Consider the following 21,511-nt stretch of genomic DNA (forward strand, 5'->3'; position numbering starts at 1 on the left):
CTAACTTATTTTAAAAATAAGAAACTTAATTATCTAGTCAGTTGCTTTTAAAAGCTATATATCATATTCTTAAACAATTATATATTTTAATTAATATCTTTAGAAGCACAATTCAATTTCAGACTTTCTTGGTAACCCGTTAATCTTATAATGTACATATTTTGTATTAGTTTCTGCTAAAGAATCGTTAAGTTTATTTATGATAAAAACTAAATTTATTTCAACTAATCTCATAAATATATAATATTGATTAAGTAGCTTAATATAAATCTCAATACAATAACTCTATAATTCATCAGCCCATAGCACCTAAGATGACCAAAATTATTTTCGCCTTTTCTTTTTACAGTGTTCTCCCTCAAGTGCCTCTATTATTATGTATTAATGAATATAAGGCTGAGATCTGAATATTTTAATATGATTTAGCTAGTTTGCATGTTGCTTACATTTAATTAATTTAACAAATTCCTAGTTGTTAGCTTTTATGGGCTTATTATAGTCCAATTATTTTTTAGCATTTTCGTTTTTATGCTAATCTTAATTAATTCTAGCTAAAATTAATTAACTGATTATTTTAATAACTTTTTAGCTATCTTCCCCAAGTATTTATCTTAATGAAATGATAGTAAGTATTTATTTGTTTGAGATATTTTTTGCTGTTGAAAATATTTGATAAAAACTAAGTTAGAGTAAATCATGCAAATATGCTTAATTTATGTATAAATAATGAAATCTTATATAGTAACTGTTACGAGGATGAATCTGAACTTTGTTGCTTATCTGAGGTCAGTACCAGTAATTAAAAATAACGGGTGTAGCTGAGCCAGAGTGTATAGAGTTATTATAAGAGCTTAAAAAAACTCCAATGGCAGAGACATCCTTGTGGCTGTAGCATAGGCATAAATTGTACGGGCTTAGTCAAAGCTAAACAATGAAACTAAACTAAAAGTATTAATCAAATTTGCCATTGCAAATGGTGGCTAAGTTGTCATAAAGTTAAAGAGATTTGAATTTCTTATTCCTAAATATCAGGCCAACTATTAGATCATTTCGAAAAAATTAGTATGACAGAATTTATGTAAAATAATTTGCTACGTTTAACGTTGCTTTATTTCTAAATGAATATAAACAGCTACATATTCCATACTTTACAGTTTAGAGACTAGCGTTTAAGTAGAAGAAACTCACTTTATTTTAGATAAATTAATGTTAAGAAAACAGCAAAGATGATTCTCATACCATAGTCAAGTGTATAAGCGAGCTTGTTCGAATAACTCTTTTCGATTCTAGCAATATCACCTATGTTCTCTGTATGACTCAATAGCGAGAGTTATCGCAAAAATAAAATTTAAGTTGCTAAAGGACTGAGCAGTAGATCACAGATACTATTAATGAAGCTGATATTAATCAATAAGAAATATCTTGCTAGTATATCTATTAGCTTTACGCTAATTCGACTGATGACTCTAATAAAATAATCCGTAACGATATATACGATTGAAATTTAATGAGGGCTTGGGGCTATGAATCGTAAATGTGTTTTTAAGGTGAAAAGCCAAATAATCCGTAACGATATATACGCTCATGAGTGTTTTATACGGTTATCACTATTCAGGTTGAGCCGTAAACCTTTGAGAGATTTATAGAAAATCATTAAGACTAAGTTCAAGGTCAACCATGGACCATTTTTTGACACGTTTACGGATGTTTGGAAGCGGCCTAATCATTGCGGCATATTTCACCATTTTATATTTAGATATCACTATTGGAGCAATTGTTCATGTAATAGCCATAAGTATTTCACTGCCATACTTTATCAAATCAAAAACATGGGATGTGGTTGTCATGTTTTCATTCTTAGCCAGTCTCGGAGTAAGTAGGCTTATCACTTCAGGTGTTTTTTAAAAAATTAAATAATATTAAGTTAAGAAGTTTTTTATGGTAAAGCCCTGAGGGCTAACTCGACTGACAGCTAGTCTATTCTTTAATGAAGTCTTCAGCTAACTCGGCATTATTCGCAACTTACATAATCCAGCGTTTAACACTGGAAAAATGCTGAGTGCAGTGAAAAAGCACTTGATTAGTTTGCAATTACTCTATTTACTTAGTACTGAGTGATTAGAAGCTCAATCCCAGATCCTTCGCTAATTACAAGTTAAGTATACTTGATTGAGGAGTAAAATATTAATATAGTCTATTTTAATAAAATTTTTTGAGTAATTAGCTTAAGAAGCATTACTGCATGCTATCCAATCTATTTTTTATTGCGAATTAAAAAACTATTAAGGAAGAAATCATGCCTAAACAAAAAAACTACCGGTTTTACTGACAACTTTGAACTAAATCTATGTAAAACTAGCTAGCTATAAATCACTGTTTTTTACAGTACCTAATTATCAAAGTATACTAGCTCAAAATAATAATTCTGAGCCATAGGTTTAAGATTTTCTTAATTCTTTTGCAAAGAGTCACATATTAAAAGTTAGCGGGGATTAACTTAATGCGATTTGAGTTATATTATTAGTAATAATAAGCAAAAAAATATTATCAATTTTTTAATGGTGAAACCTAAATAATTGACACATCTATATTTATGCAAGGACGAATAATCCAAACAAGAATGAGTTTGAATGCAAAGCTGTTTATCTAGAGGTAATTGATACTTTCAGTTAAGTTTTACACTTTCAATATTGTTGAATAGTTGAAATTGTTATAAAATGCTTTTGCAAGTGCGTTTGGTTAGTGCTAACTAGCAACTAGCTTCCAATGATATTCATTGAAGTAAGAAATGTTAGTATTTTTTAGGTCTTCTGTTTAAGTATTAACTTCTTTAGATAGTAAACAAGAATTACTCAAAGACACTTGCTAGCATAGTCGTTATTTTGAGAGGCCTATAAAGCTAATTATAAGCCAAAGCCAAGCTTTTAACCGCGGAGGATCAGTGGTTAAATCTAATTATCTTTCAGCATAATCTCCCGATTGTTGTCTATAGATCTGATGATAATTTTCTCAAATTACCAGCAGCTTCTTGCCATCAGCTAAAGAGCAACAGCATTTCACAATTGGTTACTTTATTTGAAAGATTTTTAAAAAAATTTGGTTGCCTCAAGCCAAATTCTAGAATATGCTCACTTAAATTGATTACCATAAATTTCTGTATTTTATACCATCATCGTTGTTAATTCAATAAATGACTTGTATATCATTACTCCGATTTGCAACTCTCAACTCAATCCACAGCAGTCTTTTGTCTGTTCCTAGAGGCACTTAGGTCGCTATTGTATTGTCTTAGGCATGCTCGCAGAAAACTTTTATGCATAAAAGTAAATAAATACGAAACTAGTTAAATAAGACATAGTGCGCAAACTACCGCCTTACAGATACCTAAAAATTTAGGTTTGGCCTAAAATTTTTAGTGAAGTTAAGGAGACTCGAACTCTTGACCCCACTGCAATTGGTCAAGTAGCTGGTGCCAAGCAATTGTTACCGGCTCGTTACCGTGGACAGCCTGTTGATCTCGAAAAAAATCAGAGCAAACTCATACTTACCAGCCTTATTAAACAAGATTCTTTAGTTATCGATCCAAGTATTCGTCACCGTATCGACTAGGAACGCTAAGCAAGGGCTATGGCTGTGCAAGCCCCCTATCAGATACGAACAGAGTGCTTGCGAGAAGCTAATGAGAGAGTTGCCAAGATCCGTGTGCAGTAGTTCATCAGCGGCATTAATCCTATAACGGTGAGATACTTCTGATACTTGTTCGACCGCATCCTTGTCTTGGCTGGCTGCACATAAGCCCTAACGACACGCGCAAGGTCATGGATCGTCTGCTGCCTAACCATAATACGGCTCTAGAAGCCAACCTAGCCTTAAGTGGAATGTCGCAGTTGTTTATCAACTGGACTTAACAAACATGGTTGCCGTCAAACCCGCACCGCTATGAACACCAGGTAGAAGCGCACCTCACCTATCTCGATAGGCGCAGCAAGATCGACTATCTCAACGCAGAGCTTAAGCAGCGCGCTGGTGGTCTTCTGGATGACCGTTAGTGTAACTGCTGTGTAACTTGTTATGCGATCGCTACAACGCCAACTGGAGCCAGACAGGCTGTATGAGAGCCATTCTCCTTGATCACAGACGCCCCCCCTGCTTGAAAGCGTCGTCGAGCGGTGGGCCTAAGAGCTGCACTAAAGACGAACGGTTCCGCATCACTAGAGCGATCGTCTCTGGCGTTATCGCTGACATAGCTTAAGACTTTGATGAAGTAAAGCCGATGAAGTAAAGCCGTTGACGGTCGAGCAGCATTTCGTCAAAGCGGGTTGCTATAAGTTCAGTCAAGAAACAATCGATAATGCTCAGTAGTCTTCAAAGATTGTGCAGCAGCTTCGATTTCAGAAACGTCTGGAATGCAAACGGTCAATACTAAAGGTTGATAAATCCTGTTGCTTATCCATATCCCAAGCAATCCTTTCTATTTAGGTGGAATGCCTCTCAGCGAGTAGATGTCTGTGTTGCTACAGCCTCACAAGAGCCTATAGAAGCAAATTCTTCGATTACGAGAGATATTTCGAAGTCTGGATTGATTATCCACATAGATCTAATCAGCATCCACGCAAGTGCTGCTCGAGCAGCAGTTCCAAGACTCAAGGCAGATGCAATGGCAATACGGATTGCTCCTTTCACCACTAGTCAGTTATTGTTACCTAAAATGGCTATGACTACCAAGCACTAGATCAGACATCGCATGAATCATGCGGTAAAACTCCCTCTACTTGCTCACTTCACGTAAACCGTCGTGACAAAAATGGCCGCAATGGAGAGGTATACCGCTGTGCAACACGTCGCCTCACTTCCAGGCCCTGGAAGTCGTTAGAAACAACATGCGCACAGTAAGCAGGTACTGGTAACACCTACAATTGCTGCCCAGGATTTTTGAGCAGGTTTTTCTCTGTAATCCGTTGCAATGCATCGAATCGAATTTGCTCGGGAGACCTCTGTCCGCAGGTTTTCAGGTAGTAATTCGCTGAGATTGACTGCAAAGCAATGACTTTGCACTTGCTGGTTATTGCAATATTCTTGGTGCTGTTTGGATGTCGTCCAAGATGTGAAGTAAGTGGCTGCACTTATCAGCATTAATTTAGCGAATGTTGCCGCAACTGAAATTAATTTTCATAAAGAATTACCAGATACTCAGAGAAATTTATTAAATCTTGATCAAGATAGTCCGATTTGTGTAAACAAGCCTTTGCTGATTACGATTAATACGGTTACAGAAGTAAATGCAATAAGGTTTGCATTCGCTAGCTGAAAAACAAGAGGGCTTGAGCATATGCTTACAGATCCTGCGGTATCTTTTTGTTGCTTATCTTTCCCCCAATAACCGAAAACGATAGCCTTTCGAAGTGATAAGGGGTCTAAAGAGGTTACTGCTTGATATCCATTCCTCTTAATAGCAATTTGTTGATCCTTAATCCTTTTTGACTCCTGAGCAAAAACCCTGATAAACCAATCTGCATGGGTTTTGATCCCTATAAGAACCCACGCGATGACACTTATACCGATGAGAATATTGAGGTAGTGCATAAAGACTAAAATGATTATTATCCGACGATAGTCGGATATCATTGTGCATATTTTGCATGAAGTGTATGTTTATGATACTTGCATTAAAACTAAAGATACACGCACTCAACTTTAAAGGAGCTCACAGCTTTTACTTCTTGTCGAGGTATTCACCCTTGCTGCAGCATCCCTAATCAATGACGGGCCATTACAACTCTTATGCATTCGATAAGCCACGCCATGCCGTAGGGAGTACAGTTTCAGACCAGGATTTTGAGCCTGTAGATTTCTCCACAACCGGTAACGCTTCAACTGCTGACGTATCTCATCACCCATCGACTTGAAGCCTTTGGTTTCGATCTCATTGATCTTGTTCGATAAGATGCTCATCCTCTCCCTCATGACCAGGAATATCTATTAGCAGTACCAAACCTGTTTTTGGTTTTTTTCTTGCCTTGAGTGGCTTTGTTTCTTTTGCCGCCAGAGCGAATTAGAAGTTGTCCGTCTTCTCAGATCATTTAGGCTACTTCATGCGGCCGTAGTCCATGGATGCTAAGTAATCCCTACCAGCAATAATCAGGCTGGATACGTAACGACGCGTGTGGCAGCGCAGATCGCGGATGATGGTGGCCCGGTTGGCTTGTTGATACTCCTCGATGAAGTCGGCAATAACTGCTTCTCATCCATCATTATTTGACCTAGTGATGACGGTGAAGCTCTTTCTTGCAATCAGCAGCTGTTTGGAGTCGGCAAGGGAGCAATGACGCTCTGCGATCAGTTCTTTGAGTTAGCGACCTTCACGAAGAGAATTAAAAACCCAGGTAGGGCCTGGGTTTTTTTAATGGAGCCAAGGAGACTCGAACTCCTGACCCCCTGCATGCCATGCAGGTGCTCTACCAGCTGAGCTATGGCCCCATTCTGAGGCTGGCTATAATGTCAAGCCTACGCCTCCATCTTCGGCATCGTACACTACGACCTGTCCAGAGCTGCCGCCATAAGGCGATGAGCTGCTCTTGAATTCGTATCTGCTCTGTCCGGCAACTCCATTGAAGCGGACATGGAATCTGCCACCTCAAGCGCAACAGCAAATCTTCGACGGCGAAAACACCTGAGAGTAGAGCTACCGCCAGCCATCACAACACTCACGATCGCGCCGTTTTTAAGATACTGAAGATTCGTAACCAGCTTCATCAGCACCACATGCTCGTCAGTAATACGAGTATCCATCGTCGACTTTCCACTCACAGCAAGGGCAAACAATCTTCCAATTTGCCAAAACTAGCGTTAGCTTCAAACGATTTTGAATGTGGTCGCGTGTGTTGAATGGATTACTTGCTGCGATGGTTCCCAATGCAGGTATACCTAAGGAATGCGCCGTGTTACTCAGTAACTGAAGAGTGCGCGCCTGACTTTCCGCCAAGTGATCCAACCTTTCTGTTGGAGATGACGTAGCCTACTCCGCGCTGGTGCCGGCGAACATGAACCCATGGCCCGCATCGTTTGACGAATAGATGAGCTATGGCATGCATGCCAATGTAATCCACTAACCGGTCGTACAACTCCTGCTGTGCGCACGCCAGCCTCTCCTGGGGACTGCAAGCCGCTAGAACATAGAACAGATGTTGAACGATACATTTGCGCATCCTGCCATGCTAATCAGCAAGCAAGAAGGCGGTGTTTAAAATCTTTCCGACCCATAAACCACCTATCAACTCATAAACCACCCATCAACGCAGCCAATAAAGCTTGCTGGGCATGAAGCCGATTCTCGGCCTGATCGAAAATCCTACTGGATGCTCCCTCAATTACCTCAGCGGTAATTTCTTCACCACGGTGGGCTGGCAAACAGTGCAACGCAATCGCATCCTTGGCGGCATGATCCATCAATGCTTGATCGACGCAAAAAGACGCAAAGGCGCTCTCTCTTTCCATTTGCTCTTGTTCTTGTCCCATAGAAGCCCACACATCAGTATAAACCGCTTGGGCACCAGCAACCGCCTGCACTGGGTCTGTGAGTACTTCGATTGTGGCGTCATGCTGAGCTAGAGATCGAGCTTGCTCCAATACTCCTGACAAAGGTTCAAATCCCTCTGGACAACTAATGCAAATATTGACGCCTAATAACGCACCACAAATCATTAATGAGTGTGCAACGTTGTTGCCGTCACCGATATACGCCAAGGTCTGACCCGGAAGCTCGCCATGCTCTTCTTGCATAGTGAGGAAGTCCGCAAGGGCTTGGCAAGGATGTTCGAGGTCAGTCAAAGCATTAATTACGGGAACCGAAGCCCAATGTGCATAGTCGACGAGCTCTTGCTGGGCAAATGTTCGAATTGCCAGAACATCGCAGTACCGACTCAACACACGAGCAGTGTCCCGTAATGGTTCACCGCGACCCAACTGCGTCACTGTTGGATTTAGATCTATCGTTTGACCACCAAGACGGGCCATCGCTACCTGGAAACTAACCCGAGTACGAGTAGAAGCTTTGGTAAAAATCAGACCAAGAATGCGATTACCAAGATCAATCTGACGATCTCCTGATTTAAGTTGCGCCGCCAGAGTGAGCAAGGCCGTTGTCTCGCTAACAGACCCATCTGCGGATGAAAGATAATCACGACCTCGAAGTCCTATTAATGAGGCTGCGACCTCTTCAACAGCCATAGTCATAATAGCAATCCTTCAAAGGACTGTTATCAGAGATGAATAGGGTGCCCGTCAAGCTGTAACAACACTCTCTGGCAGCACACTGGCCTCTAGCATTTGTTTGAGATCATCGCCTTCAATCACTTCTTTCTCAAGGATCTTTTGAGCTATAGTCTCTAAAAGGCCCATGTTTTGGCGAAGGATCGCTAGTGCGTCATCATGAGCTTTATCGACAAGTCCACGCACCTCATGATCTATAGCTTGTGCAGTAGCATCGCTCACAGATCGGCGTGGATTGTTGTTGTTACTCAGAAAACGGTTATTACTCTGTTTGTCGTAGGCGAGAGGACCAAGTGTGTGGCTCATGCCATAGGTGCCTACCATTTGTTCAGCAAGATCGGTAGCCCGTTGCAGATCGTTAGCTGCACCAGTTGTGATTTTGCCAAACACAATTTCTTCAGCGGAACGACCGCCTAACAAAGTAGCGATTTGACCCTGAAGATCTTCTTTAGAGTTGAGGAAACGTTCTTCGGTCGGCAACTGAAGCGTGTAACCAAGGGCGCTCATGCCCCTTGGTACAATTGAGATTTTAGCAACCTTGCTGCCACCAGGCATAAGGTGGCCCACGATGGCATGACCAACCTCATGGTAAGCAACCACTTTTTTCTCGTCATCTTGAAGGACACGACTTTTTTTCTCTAAACCTGCAACAACGCGTTCAATCGCTTCACTTAAATCTCGTTGTTCAACACGAGTGCGCTTTACACGAGCAGCTAATAAAGCTGCTTCATTGACAAGATTAGCTAGATCTGCACCGGCAAACCCGCTTGTCGCTTGCGCAACACAGTTAAGATCTACACCTTCAGCCAGCTTCACCTTTTTAGCATAAATCTCGAGAATAGTTTTACGACCAGAAAGATCTGGACGATCAACTAGCACCTGACGATCGAAACGACCGGGACGCAATAGGGCTGCGTCAAGAACCTCGGGCTGGTTGGTGGCCGCAAGCACGATCACGGGTTTGTCTTGAGCAGCAAAACCATCCATTTCTGTGAGCAATTGGTTCAACGTCTGCTCACGCTCATCGTTTCCACCCACAACGCCCATAGAGCCAGAACGACTTTTACCAATAGCGTCTAATTCATCGATGAAAATAATGCACGGTGCTTTTTTCTTTGCCTCTTCGAATAAGTCACGAACACGGGCAGCACCGGCGCCAACGAAAAGCTCTACAAATTCTGAACCGGAGATAATGAAGAATGGGACGCTTGCTTCTCCAGCAACAGCCTTCGATAATAAAGTTTTACCTGTTCCGGGAGGGCCGACCAACAACACGCCTTTCGGAATACGTGCACCAATTTCGGCATAACGCTCCGGTGCTTTCAGAAAGTCAACGATTTCAGTGAGTTCTTGCTTTGCTTCATCTACGCCTGCAACATCGGCAAATGTAATTCGGGATTCTTCATCCGGCACGTACACCTTGGCTTTGCTTTTTGTGAAGCTTAGTGCTCCTTGGGCACCACCACCCATGGAACGACGAGCAAAGAATTGCAAGACCAAAATAAAAATTAGGGGTGGAACAACCCAGCTCAAAATAGTCGTAAAAATGTTGGGCTTTTTTGGAGGAGCTGCTGCAAATTCAACCCCCTTCATCTCAAGACGTTGGGGAAGATCCATGTCGAAAATGGGAGTTGTTGCTAAAACAGGAGGAGTTCCCTCCTCTGGATTAGACAGTTCATAGCGGATCTGGTCTTGGGTGATGAATGCTCTCCTCACAGCACCGTCATTCACTTGATCGATGAAGAGTGAATAGGGAACCCTTGGCACTTGTTGCATGCCATTGTTAGGAATAAAGCTACTGAACAACAGCAATACCCCGACGCCAATCAATACCAAGTTGATGATTCCAAAACGACGGTTGGGTTGGTTATCGTCTTGACGGATTGGCATATAGCCACACTTAAACTGGCATCACGCTACGAGGGAAAAAGCAAAGTGTGACTGAGAAGCATGGGTGTAAGAACCGAACGGTTCCTAAAGTTTGACGACGGCAGTCGGTGCAAGCTTGAGTCGCCTGCCGAACGTTTGTGTGCTTCCAGCACCCACGGCCCGGAGTAGAGGGCGGACAGACGCTTTGCTTAATGTCTATATCCCCTGGTCGTTTCTTCAACCCGGAGAAATCATAAAACAAGAAAGAGCCACCGTGGTACACGGCCTTTTAGGGCTTCCTCCCGACTGAGTCGAAGATTTGCTTGCCAATCCGTGACCGACCTAACTTACATGTTGAGATTACCGAGTAAAAGTATTTGGCTTCGTATACTTAATAGTACTGTCCATAGTTGTTTGCCCCACTTCGAACCTCAAGAACCGGTCTTTGAAAATGGTAATCAGATCGATCAGAACAGCCATAGGTTTTTGGTTCGCGAGACTTTGGTTCGAGCTTTTGAAATAAGCCTAGATGATAGATGAGAATGAGGCGAAAACTTATGGCGTCATCAATTACATACATAAGCCAATGCCTCGATTAAAAAACTATATGGGTCTGAATCCCATAATCATTTCATATAATCTCAATAGTTCTGGCTTGAGTCTGAAAACTGATGATTGTAATCAACTGCTTGAAGCAAGCTACTTCCTCTACCCCCAAAATAAAGCTGACCCTATACAATAGGGCACATCTGCATTGCTGTTAGCTGATCACCGACAGTCTTTGCTAATACGACCTGAGGTCTTCATAGATAGTTAGTTGATAATATCTAGCTAACCGTAACTAGTTAATATCGCAACGATGTCGACAGCAATGTTCTGTGCAAACCCTACCGCTAGCCGTGCGAAAATGATAGACGATAGTACTAGCCGAAATCGTGTTTCTACCATGAATCAACCATAGTAATCTGCTATATCTTCTTGCGTTTGTTTATATCATTTGTCTAAACTAGATGCTAGCATTATCAATGCACGTTCAGATAATAATGTATAGAATCATAATACCAACTATAGCTAACTGACTATACCGTAACTTTAGAGTTTTGCCGTGGTCGCAGAGTTACCCTGGTTGTTTACCTCTAGCAAATCCAGCCCTTATAGCCTCTTTCTTGCCGTAAGTTAAAGCACTACAATGCGAGCAAATGCGATTAGATTAATGAAATATTCAACCCTAAGGATCCGAGCCAATATTGGATAGACTGTTTTTGATGAGGACTGCAGCTTCCTGTCTTTTTAAACACAATGCATACACTCTAAACTGTTAATCGCTGTATTTCTTCGTTTCACTACCTGTGGGTTGGCAAACATCAGCCCTACTTCTGTTGTACATAGTGATGCGTACAGATACAGTCAGCGCCATTCTATTTGATCTCACTGGCAGGATGTGCAGATATGCACTGCTCAGTCTGTTATTACAATGGTCAGAGTAGAGTGACCATCCTCGCAGTGCTCTAGCGATCGATCCTCAGACTGAACAGCCAATCTTCCCCATAAGACTTGGGAGGCAACAACGTTCCAACCACCACTTGATTCATCTTTGTGAAACCAAGATCATCGATCGGTGTGCATGCAGATTCCCCTCCCATTAGCTTAGGTGCCACAACAGCTACCACCTCTTGAATACAACCTTGCTTTATGGCCGAAGCGGACAATCCCGGACCACACTCCCACAACACACAATTGCAGCCTCGAACCGCCAGTTCCTGTAATAAAATCTCTGGTTCACAGGCTGAAAGAGCATGACGTTGCGGGCCGCAGGGAATCGATCGCTTCATTGCCTCCGGTCCATGCACTACCAGGGTGGGAGCTACAGCTGTATCCCAAAGATGAGCCGTGGCTGGGAGATCCAAGCTGCGGCTGAGAACAACTCGAAGTGGCTCTGGCATACGACGCCCTCTACTAGTAAGCAGCGGATCATCGGCACGCACGGTACCACCGCCGACAATCACCGCATCGCATTTTGCACGCAGGCAGTGTACCCATCGACGAGCAGACGGTCCCGTGATCCATTGGCTCGCTCCGTTGCTTAGGGCAATACGGCCATCTAATCCCATAGCCCATTTGAGAATGCCCCAGGGGCGTCCGGTGCGAACCCGGTGGAGGAAAGCACGATTCTGAGCAGCTGCCTCAGCTTGTAAAACCTTGCTCAACACTTCAATCCCTGATGCACGGAGACGGGCGATGCCGCCTCCAGCAACCCGTGGGTCGGGATCCTCAAGGGCAATTACAACGCGGGTGATTCCAGCTCGCAGCACGGCCTCAGAACAAGGAGGAGTGCGGCCGTGATGGCAACAGGGTTCAAGTGTGACCACTAATGTTCCGCCCTTTGCTCGATCTCCGGCCTGCGCAATGGCGCCGACCTCGGCATGGGGTTCACCCGCACGAGCATGAAATCCTTCTCCCACCAACTGTCCGTGGCGATCCAAAACAACGGCCCCTACTAAAGGATTGGGGCTTGTGACTCCATCGGCGAGTGCAGCCAGCGCTAAGGCGCGCCGCATCCAGGTATCCCACATCAGAAAAGCGGTAAAGTCTGAAGCGAGCGCCACTCACTCACAACATATGGAGGAATGGGAAGCTCAGTAAACACTCCAGGGAGTACTAAACGTAGCGGACGATTGTTGCTAAGATCGTCAAGTAATGGATCGAGACTAAATTCAGCAGCGGCTTCACGACCATCTCCAACCAAAACTGGGTTTTCCAGCGTGATGTCGTTTAGAATCCAAGTATGGCGACCGGCTAGGACTTGAAGGCTGACAGGATGATTTAAACGCAGCTTGCCTGGATAACCGACGATGCGAAGCACCACCGGCTGACCAGGCTGACCTTTCCGGTAAGCCACAGTTTGCCAGCTGTCGTAATCCAAATCCCGAAGGCTTTCAAGTGACCGAACTATTGCAACACCTGTTTCGTTTTCATGCTGATGAACCTGTGCTCGAGCTAAGCCAGGAATTACCAGCAATACTAAAGCGACTAACAACGAACAAATTAGACGATGCATTTGGGCAAGACCTTGAAAGAATTGGGCGGAACATTACTAGTTCTGAACAGAACTTTCTTGACGATGGGAGAAAGGACAAACACTAATTAAGTACTAGTAGGGTTGGTGTATTTGATTTGATACAGCTGAGGGTTGCCAAAATTTTATTTTTTCCGACTGAGTAAGAAGAAACATGGAGAACCAGAAGTGTCTAAACTCGAGTGTTGCAATTGGTTACTTTAAGCTTTCTGTGCAGTTTGAGAATTCAACCTCTGCTTCCCGAAACTTGGCTATCAGGCAAACATGACCCAGGCCACTTTCGTCGAAACACGGTTTTTACCAATGCTCTCAATTTAGATTAACTAAGCTATAGCAATTGGAGACATAGAGTCCGGATAGTATCGCCATTAATTCACGGTGGGACAACAGTTCACAACCTTAGCATATTTGTAATATACCTAATGGCTTATTCTAGCGTCCATGGGTTTAAACATTGAACTAATGTTTTTCTTTCTAAGTTGTGCCAAGAGTTTTTGTTTGTATTGCGTTTGTATATTTTTGACGTACAAGTATGCTGACACCATGGTACAGAGTTACGAAGAAGTTTGTCTAATCAATAGAACAAACCTATATAACCCCCCACAACATTTGACTAGCACTGCTGACGTAGTTTTATCAATCAAATTTAATCAACTCGCCAGGCTGCCCGCTAAAAATCTTAAAAGTTACCTTAATTAAGCGTTTTTATCTGCAAGCTTGTATTTTGTTAAGTGACAGTAACGCACACTATCAGATATCCAGTGATATAGTAGATACTAGCTGTTTAATATGTGAATATTTCGACTAAGCTGGCAGACTGGATTGTTTTTGAGTATGGTTAGTGTTAAAGATTCTTAATATGAGACATACTTGATACACTCGTGGGTTTTGGTTCAAAGACTCCGGTTGAGCACATCGAACCCTGAATACGTGCAGTTCGCACTGGGTTGTCTCTACATGTGAAAGCTAGAAGCGCGTCACATGTAGTGCAATACAAAGCACTTCGAGTTCATGGCTAAAACCGCTCTGGTCTGAAACTGATGTGATTCACCCAAAGATTACGTAACGTAACAGTGTTAGCGATTTGAAGCTCCGGGAATGCTTGCCCAATTGGTGTCGGTGGCCCAGAGACCCCAGATGGCCATAGCCCTTAAGTAATGACAGGCTCGGAATGTGTTTGCAGTAGTGATCGCCTCTGGGGTGCGGAACTGTAGACCGCCCGAATAGACCTGATGCACTACGGCTCTTGTGATGGCTGAAGCGGTGCTACCTTGACCCATCAGACGGAAGTAGCTAGCGACGCCGAAATTGATGCCAGTCCAGACTTCGAGAGGATGCGTGTTTGTGGAATCGAGGGGGACGCCATCGCGGCGTAATCCGTTGGCAAGGCCAAGTTTTCCTCCCTCAAAACGTTCAAAACATGTTTCCCTTACAACGTTTAAGGTACTGAGAGCATTGGCATCACTAACAACAGAGGGTAACCCCAAGAGGCGTGCGTAGAAATCTCCACAAAGTTGGTCGGCCATTACCACTGGTACACGACTTTCGGTATCGATTTTGTAATATTCGCCATTCCAGAGCAAACGATCAAAATTGCCGCGCGACTGCTCCAACCACTGACCGAAGCGACGCTGTTCAACAGTGGTATCGAGTCCCAAATCTAGCTGCAGACGCTGAGCCATTGCCAATGCTGCTTCCAACGCCGCGATCCAGAGGGCACCGCAGTAAGCACTCACCCCTTTTAATGGCCAATCATCAAACGTTTGGTCTGGTGCTCCACTATTGTCAGGTAAACCGTTACCGTCGGTATCGAAGAGTTTAAGGTAGTCGAGAGCTTGCACAGCCGATGACCAGCAATCGGCTAAAAAATTCAAATCTTCTCCCGTTGGGGCTAGTCGGAAAGTTCGCCACACTTGGAGCACGAAGTCACTGGCCAGGTCTTTCCAGAGGTTGCAATCCTGATAGGCGGTGTAATTGGTAGCATCGAATGGCATCTCATTTGGAGCGCCTAGGTCATGAGGGGTTGCTCCCTCCAGCTTGCGATCTGCCTCGACCCTTCCCTTCCCCCGGGTGAAATACCAGCCGATAGGACGTTGGGTGGAATCTTTGGCTGGAATGGCACGGGAAAAACTACGTAAGACTGCCTTATCTAATTCTGGCCATAACTGGAGCAGAGCTAAGGAGCCGTACAGTCGAACATCCAGACTTTCGTACCAGGCATAATCAGGGCACTCAAGAACCCCGAATCGACCGTAGGGATCCTTGGGTGTTGCTGCCGTCCACAAACTGCCGCCACTGCAAAGGTCATAAAGCTCGTTGAACAGAGCCATACGGACAGGTTTCGGAAGGGTCTGGCGTTTCATGACGGGTTGCTGCCAAACCTCGATTTGCTTACGCCAAGCACTCCAATCCCTTAAAGCTTCTGCAGCAATTGCTGCAGCATTCGTGCCATCAGCTCCAAAAAAGTCGGTGTAGCGGCGACGATAACCGCATCGAGAAGCAAATGTTGTGATCGGTAAATCCCAACTCATCACCACAGGGATCTCTCGTGTCTCCCCTGGAACCAAGGTGAATTTCACCGCCATGGCGGTGCTGACCTGCTCCCCTGCACGTTTATCGTTATTGTTTGGGATTGTCCCTTCCGCAGAAAATGGGTCCCAAATTTCAGCTCCGTCTCCACTGGGATTCCAACAGCTACAGCGAAGGATCTCGACATCTTCCAAGCCATCTGGTACTGCTAGACACCACTGGCCTTCTCCTTCAGCGATTGGCTCGGAACGTCGACCATCGAGTAGGAGACCAACTAAGCCAGGCTGATCGAGGTGCCGATTACGTTGGCTATAGCCTCGGCCAATGGCGGGGGAGTAATTGTATTTAGGGCTGCCATCGTCTCGGAAGTGAATCTTAGCCGAAGTATCGGTATTAGTGAACCAACCCAAAGTGTTACGCCAACTTAGCATCAACGACAGCTTCAGCAGTTGGTCGGTTTGATTGCCGAAATGCCAGCGGAACACCGCTACGGGATAACTGGTGCGCTGGTAATCGCCAGGGATAATCGGGCTAAAAGCCTCGCACAACACGTAGGATCGGAATACACCGGCGTAGTGCGTCCAGCTCAGCGGATAGCGAGCGGCGTAGGTTCCTGTGTTGCGTTTCAGGGTGCTAGCTGGATACCAACTCCAAGATTGAAGCGGCCATCTGGAATCTCTGGGACGCGATGCATCGCGATTAGGTCTAACCCCTAGGGCATGGGTTCGTACATCTTTTCCCTGCTTTTCCCAAAGAGAAAACTGACAATCTGGAAGAATGCCAAACCAATGTTCGCCGCCATCGAGATGCCAGAGATTAATGTTGCCGTCTGGTGCCCGACCAATGCAACCGGCGCCGAATCCTCCTAGCGGCATGCCGTGGTTGGGACCATCGTCGAGGTTACTCGTGTAGCGTACGCTGTAAGGCTGGTCCCAACCAAGGCCGAATGGGCGGCTCCAACTTGCTGATGGCGGGGTCCAAGAACCCTGACCACGCCTCAGCATCCCGCGTAAAGCGGAGAAATCCAGTCCGGCCATGAGGTGTTGCGAAATAGCCACAGCCTGTCAGATTTAAGGTCCTCAGCCAGGGTTGAGATTCTGCGAAGTGTCCTCTGCGTCCAAAAGAGCGTCTAGGGTGACCACCGTACGAACCAAAGCCTGGTAACGATGAAGCGTACGGCGGTTTTGATCCAACCAACGCGCTGGTGTACTGCCACCGGCCAGTGCGGGCAATTCCTCGTCCATCAGGGGCAATTCTTCTTCTCTGGCTATCAAAGCCAGCAACAATTCGTGTAAACGCTGACGTCTTTCAGTTCGCTTCATATCAATCTCAACAGTCGCTGTGAGCATTGTTTACGCAAGGAAGCCATGATGACCGGATCGAGCTGATGGTCAGCAGCCTGACCAAATGTATTCAGAAATTGGCTGTTCTGCTTGGTGCCAAATCGAAAGGCCGAATTGTTCATCATTGATTTTAATTGTAAGTAACAACTACTGCACCGAATTGCTATAAGCTACTTCAATCGGTTTATCCGCCGGACCCGTTGCTTGACCTAAATTAGAGATTAAACTAGTTAATTTCAGCTTTAAGGAGATAAATTGTGCTCTAGAAAATTGCTTTAACACTATTGAGACTAGGCTATATGTGCAAAATTTTGACCAAATAAATGTGATCTCTCTATCTGCATCAGTACGCAACCAAATGGGTCTGTGATATAGCTAAGCCACAGGTTTTTAAAGTAGTTAGTAATAATGAGCACAACTCGCAGAAATAGAGCAAGTAATTCAGCCAGTAGGAAAAGTATTCTAGTAGTGCTAACATACGCGTTTAATCTAATGAAGTAAAGCTAGTGCATATGATGATGTTAAGTGATTATGACTCAAAAACCAGGCCGAAGATTTGACTGCTGGGCTTATTGTATGACTCTATCGCCAATAGAGGTTAGCGAAATTGAAAAGACCGACTGAACTAGAGATGCGCAAGAATATTCATAGCCTTATAAAATCAGCAATTGTCAGAAAATCTAGAAAACAGCTGATAATAACCCGATTTTAAAATATCAACATTCTGCCATAATTCTCTGATGATCGATGTAATTGGCACTGATGCAGGAGCACCTGCTTCTCTAGCGGCGGCTCAGCAACAGCTGATCCGTGAAGCTCAATGTATTGCCGCTCCACTCCGACTCCAATCTGCTGTGAAAGCATGGTTAGGTCATGCAGCAACTCTCATCAACAGTGACGATCAGCGAACACTGCTGAACGCCTTACAGGAATTAGACACGACTGCAGCGGCTGTGGTACTTGCCAGTGGTGATCCCCTCTGGTTTGGCATCGGCCGCATTCTGAGCGATCGGCTAGGGCCAGATCGACTGCGGTTTCATCCAGCTCCCACCTCCCTGCAACTAGCGTTCTCGCGTATAGGCCGTTCTTGGCAGGATGCCACGTGGGTGAGTCTTCATGGCCGAGATCCGCAGGTTTTAAGTCAGGCCTTACAAAAGCGTCCTGCTGCTCTGGCCGTTTTGACAGATCCCAATCAAGGCGGTGCTGACACCGTGCGGCAAACGCTGCGGAGTAGTGGGCTTGAGGCGAGCTATACTCTTTGGTTATGTGAAAACCTTGGCCATTCTAAAGAAAGGGTTCAATGTATTGCTCCCGATATTGATCTACCTACTGATACGCAACCGCTATTGATTGTTCTGTTGATAGCGAAAAACCCATCTTCCCATCTTCCCGAGTCCTACACGCTTTTCGGTTTAGATGATGGGCTGTATTTACAACACAGCGACCGTCCGGGGTTGATGACTAAAAGAGAAGTGCGAATTCAATTGTTAGCCGACCTCAATCTGCCGGAAACAGGTGTAATTTGGGACCTGGGTGCTGGTACAGGTAGCGTGGGAATAGAAGCTTTGCGGTTGCGACCAGATCTTCAATTGATGGCTGTAGAGCAACGTGCTGGTGGAGCGGCTTTGATTAAAGCCAATGCCGGGCGGCTTGGCGTAAAACCTACAGCCGTAATCGAGGCGGAGGCGATCAACCTGCTGCGTACAGGAGTCCCGCCAGGTTTGGATCAACCAGATCGAGTTCTTATCGGAGGTGGAGGACGCCGCCAATGCAGTAAGCTTCTGGAGCTTGTGATTGAACGACTTCAACCTGAAGGAATAATAGTTATCCCACTTGCCACTATAGAGAGTGTGGCTGAGATCCGCTCCACATTCGAAAGATCGGGCATGACTGTTCGCGTCAGTCAGCTTCAAGCTTGGCGAGGACAGACCCTTGGTGATGGCACTCGTCTCACACCCATGAATCCAACGCTCATAGCCACTGGTACAAGGGTAGCTTAGGGGTAAACCATTGCAAACAGAAAGCCGAGATTTTGTCATAATTACTTCATTACTCATATAGAGATACAACATCTAGAAGGGTCGAAATTTTGAACGTCTAAAAGCATATGGTCGTCGACTACTTGATAAAAACCACATGTTATGCAGCGACGGTAAGGATGCAGCTGAATCGATCTTGGCCTTTGCCGGTTTGCCTTACGGCTTGCCCCCGTACTAACGCAGATATGGGTTTTACCACAACATTGTGTTACCAAGGGAAGTAAGATTACCCGAGAACTACTCATAACGATCAGTCATCAAAAGTAACAAGACTGAGGCAGTAGCTAGAGTTACATATTCATGTATAAAATCTACATTTGCAAAAGCTTGAATTCTTAATACGTACACCGTGCGCTCACTCTGTCTGGTAGCGTCATTACCAGGAAAACGCTGCCCTCGCTTAGATCAAAGTAAGTGGTGCGTTAGTTTTTGTGTGGTGAGTCAATTAAGTGGAAGGGGGTGCGAATAACTAAGTATGTATTGCCGGAATGTTACCCCGCCCAAGGGGGCTATAGAATCACCGAGATTAAAACCCAAACCAGTCGTTTGTGGATTTAGTAATTGTCTGCACAAAAATCTATCAAAATGTGCACCTCAACAAATTAATTGCATAGCTTTAGGGACAGCCTTGGTGTTTACCAGCGACGGGTACAGCTGCTAACCAGTCTCAATATCGGGGCACCACCTACCTGTGTTGGGGACTTGAGACGAGTGCTCAGTGTTACGACTCATAGTTCCATCTGGAGGCTTAGCCCAAGCGTTATTCTCTACCAGGCTTTGCAATGTGAGGCAGACCCCATCCCAATTTGTTGCGAAGCACTTGGAAAAACTCATGATCGACAAGCCGCACAAAACGTACGGGATGATCACTTCGGTGAATTAACACACGATCCTCCGGACACACGTAACAACCCGCAGATCCATCCACTACCATCATTAGCCGCTCCGGTGTCGCGGGAAAAACCGTTACCGGTTCGCGGTCGCTAAACACAAGAGCCCTTGACGCCAAGGAATGGGGTGCTATCGGTGTGAGCTGTAATACGGGGCAATCCGGAGAGATTACCGGACCACCGGCACTCAAGGCATAGGCGGTGGAACCAGTCGGCGTGGAAAGAATCACCCCATCAGCAGCAATGTCCACCGGAGCATGGCGGCCGATCGCGATCTCAAAGTGACACATACTAGTGAGCGGTTCACGGTGCAAAGCCATCTCATTAAGAGAGAGGGCTTCCCAGCAGCGCTGATCACCGCGCATCACACTGACCACGAGGCTGCTGCGCTCCTCAATTTTCCATTGCTGCGTCAATATTATCTCGAGGGCGCGATCCAAATCCCCCAAGTAAGCCTCAGCCAGAAAGCCAAGGTGTCCTGTGTTAATTGTTAAAATAGGCACACGCACAGGCGCCGTCTGCCGTGCTGCTGAGAGTACGGTGCCATCGCCGCCGAGCACTATAGCTAATGCCATCGATGCATCAAAGCCCTCTGGCACAAAGGAACTGTAGCCCTGCACGCGGAGATGTTGGTCTGGATTGGTAAATCCGACCATGCCGCCGGAGCTGCTGGCGCGTATTACTTCCTGACCAGCAGCTTCAAGACGTTGCTGAATTGTGTCTGCCGTCTGTTCTGCAAGCGGCTTGCCATCATTAACGATCAGTCCAATTCGGGGCACTGATCGAAGAGGGGGATACAACGCACCCATTTTATGGGCGTGACTTAAGACGAATAAAACAAAAAGCTGCTTGAAGCGAAATCAAATTTATGATCGCCTCACCAATGACTTTTACTCATGCATTGAACAGAGAATTACTAGTCTTAAGCTTGGACGTTAATGTCACTGACTGGACTGGTGGCTTAACATCGCAGCTAGGTTAAGTTATTGACTTATGTGGTATGGCTTTCCTAAAAGGAATTTTGTTGTGTGTAATCTAATTATTTTCTGGTAAATTGGTAATAGTGGGAGCTAAAAGTTTAAAAATGTCATTTTAAACTGAGTAAAATAATTTTACAGTTCTTATTATCATAAATGACTGATCGGTATTAGAGAAATGACTGAAGTAGAATCAACAACCAAAAAAGTAAATCAATTAGCAGTAACTAATATTATTAATAAAATACCGAAAAAAAATTTATATTAATAAGTCGACAATAATAAAATTTGTATAGTTCAAGATTCAAAAAGTTTAAAATAATTAACTGTTTAACATCACCAATACATTTATCCTAAGTCTTAGGAACATTAGATATTTAATAAAATAATATGTAAATTAATGTAAGGTACTTTATTAAACTAATCTAATCTATTTTAATGAAAGATAGATAGTTAACAAAGTATATTGTTAGTTCTTTATTGCCTTGCAATAACCTGTCAAAAGAAAATAATTATGGTC

At 44.5% G+C, this 21,511-nt stretch carries 19 protein-coding genes and 1 tRNA gene; 5 read left to right on the forward strand and 15 right to left on the reverse strand.

From position 1 onward, the window contains the following. Positions 1-3,647: 3,647 nt before the first annotated feature. Positions 3,648-3,842: a hypothetical protein gene (locus ABWV55_RS02880; protein WP_353292216.1), complete on the reverse strand. Its 195-nt coding sequence runs from the start codon at positions 3,840-3,842 to the stop codon at positions 3,648-3,650. A gap of 75 nt (positions 3,843-3,917) precedes the next feature. Here ABWV55_RS02880 and ABWV55_RS02885 point away from each other — a divergent pair, with 75 nt between their 5' ends. Further along, complete coding sequence (locus tag ABWV55_RS02885; RefSeq protein WP_353292217.1) at positions 3,918-4,049, forward strand: hypothetical protein; 132 nt, start codon at positions 3,918-3,920, stop codon at positions 4,047-4,049. Between the two features lie 442 nt (positions 4,050-4,491). Here the strand turns inward: ABWV55_RS02885 and ABWV55_RS02890 are convergent, their stop codons facing one another. Then, positions 4,492-4,686, reverse strand: coding sequence for a hypothetical protein (locus ABWV55_RS02890; protein ID WP_353292218.1), 195 nt, complete (start codon positions 4,684-4,686; stop codon positions 4,492-4,494). A 427-nt stretch (positions 4,687-5,113) separates the two neighbouring features. On the opposite strand from ABWV55_RS02890, the gene ABWV55_RS02895 reads away from it, so the two are divergent. Then, the gene (locus ABWV55_RS02895) at positions 5,114-5,308 is read left to right on the forward strand and encodes a hypothetical protein (protein WP_353292219.1); all 195 of its coding nucleotides are present in this window, start codon (positions 5,114-5,116) and stop codon (positions 5,306-5,308) included. Positions 5,309-5,694: 386 nt separating this feature from the next. Here the strand turns inward: ABWV55_RS02895 and ABWV55_RS02900 are convergent, their stop codons facing one another. From ABWV55_RS02900 to ftsH, 7 genes are all read right to left on the reverse strand, one after another. After that, positions 5,695-5,952, reverse strand: a complete 258-nt coding sequence (locus ABWV55_RS02900; protein ID WP_353292220.1) for a hypothetical protein — start codon at positions 5,950-5,952, stop codon at positions 5,695-5,697. Positions 5,953-6,404: 452 nt separating this feature from the next. Next, positions 6,405-6,477: transfer RNA gene (locus ABWV55_RS02905), tRNA-Ala, on the reverse strand. 54 nt (positions 6,478-6,531) lie between these two features. Beyond that, the gene (locus ABWV55_RS02910; protein WP_353292221.1) at positions 6,532-6,789 is read right to left on the reverse strand and encodes a hypothetical protein; all 258 of its coding nucleotides are present in this window, start codon (positions 6,787-6,789) and stop codon (positions 6,532-6,534) included. Further along, positions 6,770-6,991, reverse strand: coding sequence for a hypothetical protein (locus ABWV55_RS02915; protein WP_353292222.1), 222 nt, complete (start codon positions 6,989-6,991; stop codon positions 6,770-6,772). The genes ABWV55_RS02910 and ABWV55_RS02915 overlap by 20 nt, the downstream gene beginning before the upstream one ends. Continuing rightward, the gene (locus ABWV55_RS02920) at positions 6,946-7,161 is read right to left on the reverse strand and encodes a hypothetical protein (RefSeq protein WP_353292223.1); all 216 of its coding nucleotides are present in this window, start codon (positions 7,159-7,161) and stop codon (positions 6,946-6,948) included. Before ABWV55_RS02920 ends, ABWV55_RS02915 begins: the two co-directional genes overlap by 46 nt. Before the next feature lie 114 nt (positions 7,162-7,275). After that, the gene (gene argF, locus ABWV55_RS02925; RefSeq protein WP_353292224.1) at positions 7,276-8,232 is read right to left on the reverse strand and encodes an ornithine carbamoyltransferase; all 957 of its coding nucleotides are present in this window, start codon (positions 8,230-8,232) and stop codon (positions 7,276-7,278) included. Between the two features lie 48 nt (positions 8,233-8,280). Beyond that, positions 8,281-10,158, reverse strand: a complete 1,878-nt coding sequence (gene ftsH / locus ABWV55_RS02930; RefSeq protein WP_353292225.1) for an ATP-dependent zinc metalloprotease FtsH — start codon at positions 10,156-10,158, stop codon at positions 8,281-8,283. Positions 10,159-10,249: 91 nt separating this feature from the next. Here ftsH and ABWV55_RS02935 point away from each other — a divergent pair, with 91 nt between their 5' ends. Further along, positions 10,250-10,447 (forward strand): hypothetical protein, encoded by a 198-nt coding sequence (locus ABWV55_RS02935; RefSeq protein ID WP_353292226.1) that lies wholly within the window; start codon positions 10,250-10,252, stop codon positions 10,445-10,447. Between the two features lie 1,198 nt (positions 10,448-11,645). Here ABWV55_RS02935 and ribD read toward each other — a convergent pair. The 4 genes from ribD to ABWV55_RS02955 form a co-directional block, all read right to left on the reverse strand. Next, entirely contained in the window at positions 11,646-12,710 is a 1,065-nt protein-coding gene (ribD, locus tag ABWV55_RS02940) for a bifunctional diaminohydroxyphosphoribosylaminopyrimidine deaminase/5-amino-6-(5-phosphoribosylamino)uracil reductase RibD (RefSeq protein ID WP_353292528.1), read from the reverse strand. Then, positions 12,710-13,195 (reverse strand): DUF3122 domain-containing protein, encoded by a 486-nt coding sequence (locus ABWV55_RS02945; protein ID WP_353292227.1) that lies wholly within the window; start codon positions 13,193-13,195, stop codon positions 12,710-12,712. The genes ribD and ABWV55_RS02945 overlap by 1 nt, the downstream gene beginning before the upstream one ends. 1,094 nt (positions 13,196-14,289) lie before the next feature. Further along, positions 14,290-16,779 carry a GH116 family glycosyl hydrolase gene (locus tag ABWV55_RS02950; RefSeq protein WP_353292529.1) on the reverse strand — a complete coding sequence of 830 codons (2,490 nt, stop codon included), beginning with the start codon at positions 16,777-16,779 and terminating at the stop codon, positions 14,290-14,292. 42 nt (positions 16,780-16,821) lie between these two features. Beyond that, positions 16,822-17,091 (reverse strand): hypothetical protein, encoded by a 270-nt coding sequence (locus tag ABWV55_RS02955; protein WP_353292228.1) that lies wholly within the window; start codon positions 17,089-17,091, stop codon positions 16,822-16,824. Here ABWV55_RS02955 and ABWV55_RS02960 point away from each other — a divergent pair. After that, positions 17,091-17,213, forward strand: a complete 123-nt coding sequence (locus ABWV55_RS02960) for a hypothetical protein (protein ID WP_353292229.1) — start codon at positions 17,091-17,093, stop codon at positions 17,211-17,213. The two genes, ABWV55_RS02955 and ABWV55_RS02960, sit on opposite strands and share 1 nt — an antisense overlap. 612 nt (positions 17,214-17,825) lie before the next feature. Next, entirely contained in the window at positions 17,826-19,085 is a 1,260-nt protein-coding gene (cbiE, locus tag ABWV55_RS02965; RefSeq protein WP_353292230.1) for a precorrin-6y C5,15-methyltransferase (decarboxylating) subunit CbiE, read from the forward strand. A 53-nt stretch (positions 19,086-19,138) separates the two neighbouring features. Here the strand turns inward: cbiE and ABWV55_RS02970 are convergent, their stop codons facing one another. Next, positions 19,139-19,369: a hypothetical protein gene (locus ABWV55_RS02970; RefSeq protein ID WP_353292231.1), complete on the reverse strand. Its 231-nt coding sequence runs from the start codon at positions 19,367-19,369 to the stop codon at positions 19,139-19,141. Between the two features lie 515 nt (positions 19,370-19,884). Further along, positions 19,885-20,793 (reverse strand): NAD(+) kinase, encoded by a 909-nt coding sequence (locus ABWV55_RS02975; protein ID WP_353292530.1) that lies wholly within the window; start codon positions 20,791-20,793, stop codon positions 19,885-19,887. Between the last annotated feature and the right edge of the window lie 718 nt (positions 20,794-21,511).

The sequence above is a fragment of the Synechococcus sp. M16CYN genome (assembly GCF_040371545.1).
GTDB lineage: Bacteria > Cyanobacteriota > Cyanobacteriia > PCC-6307 > Cyanobiaceae > Parasynechococcus.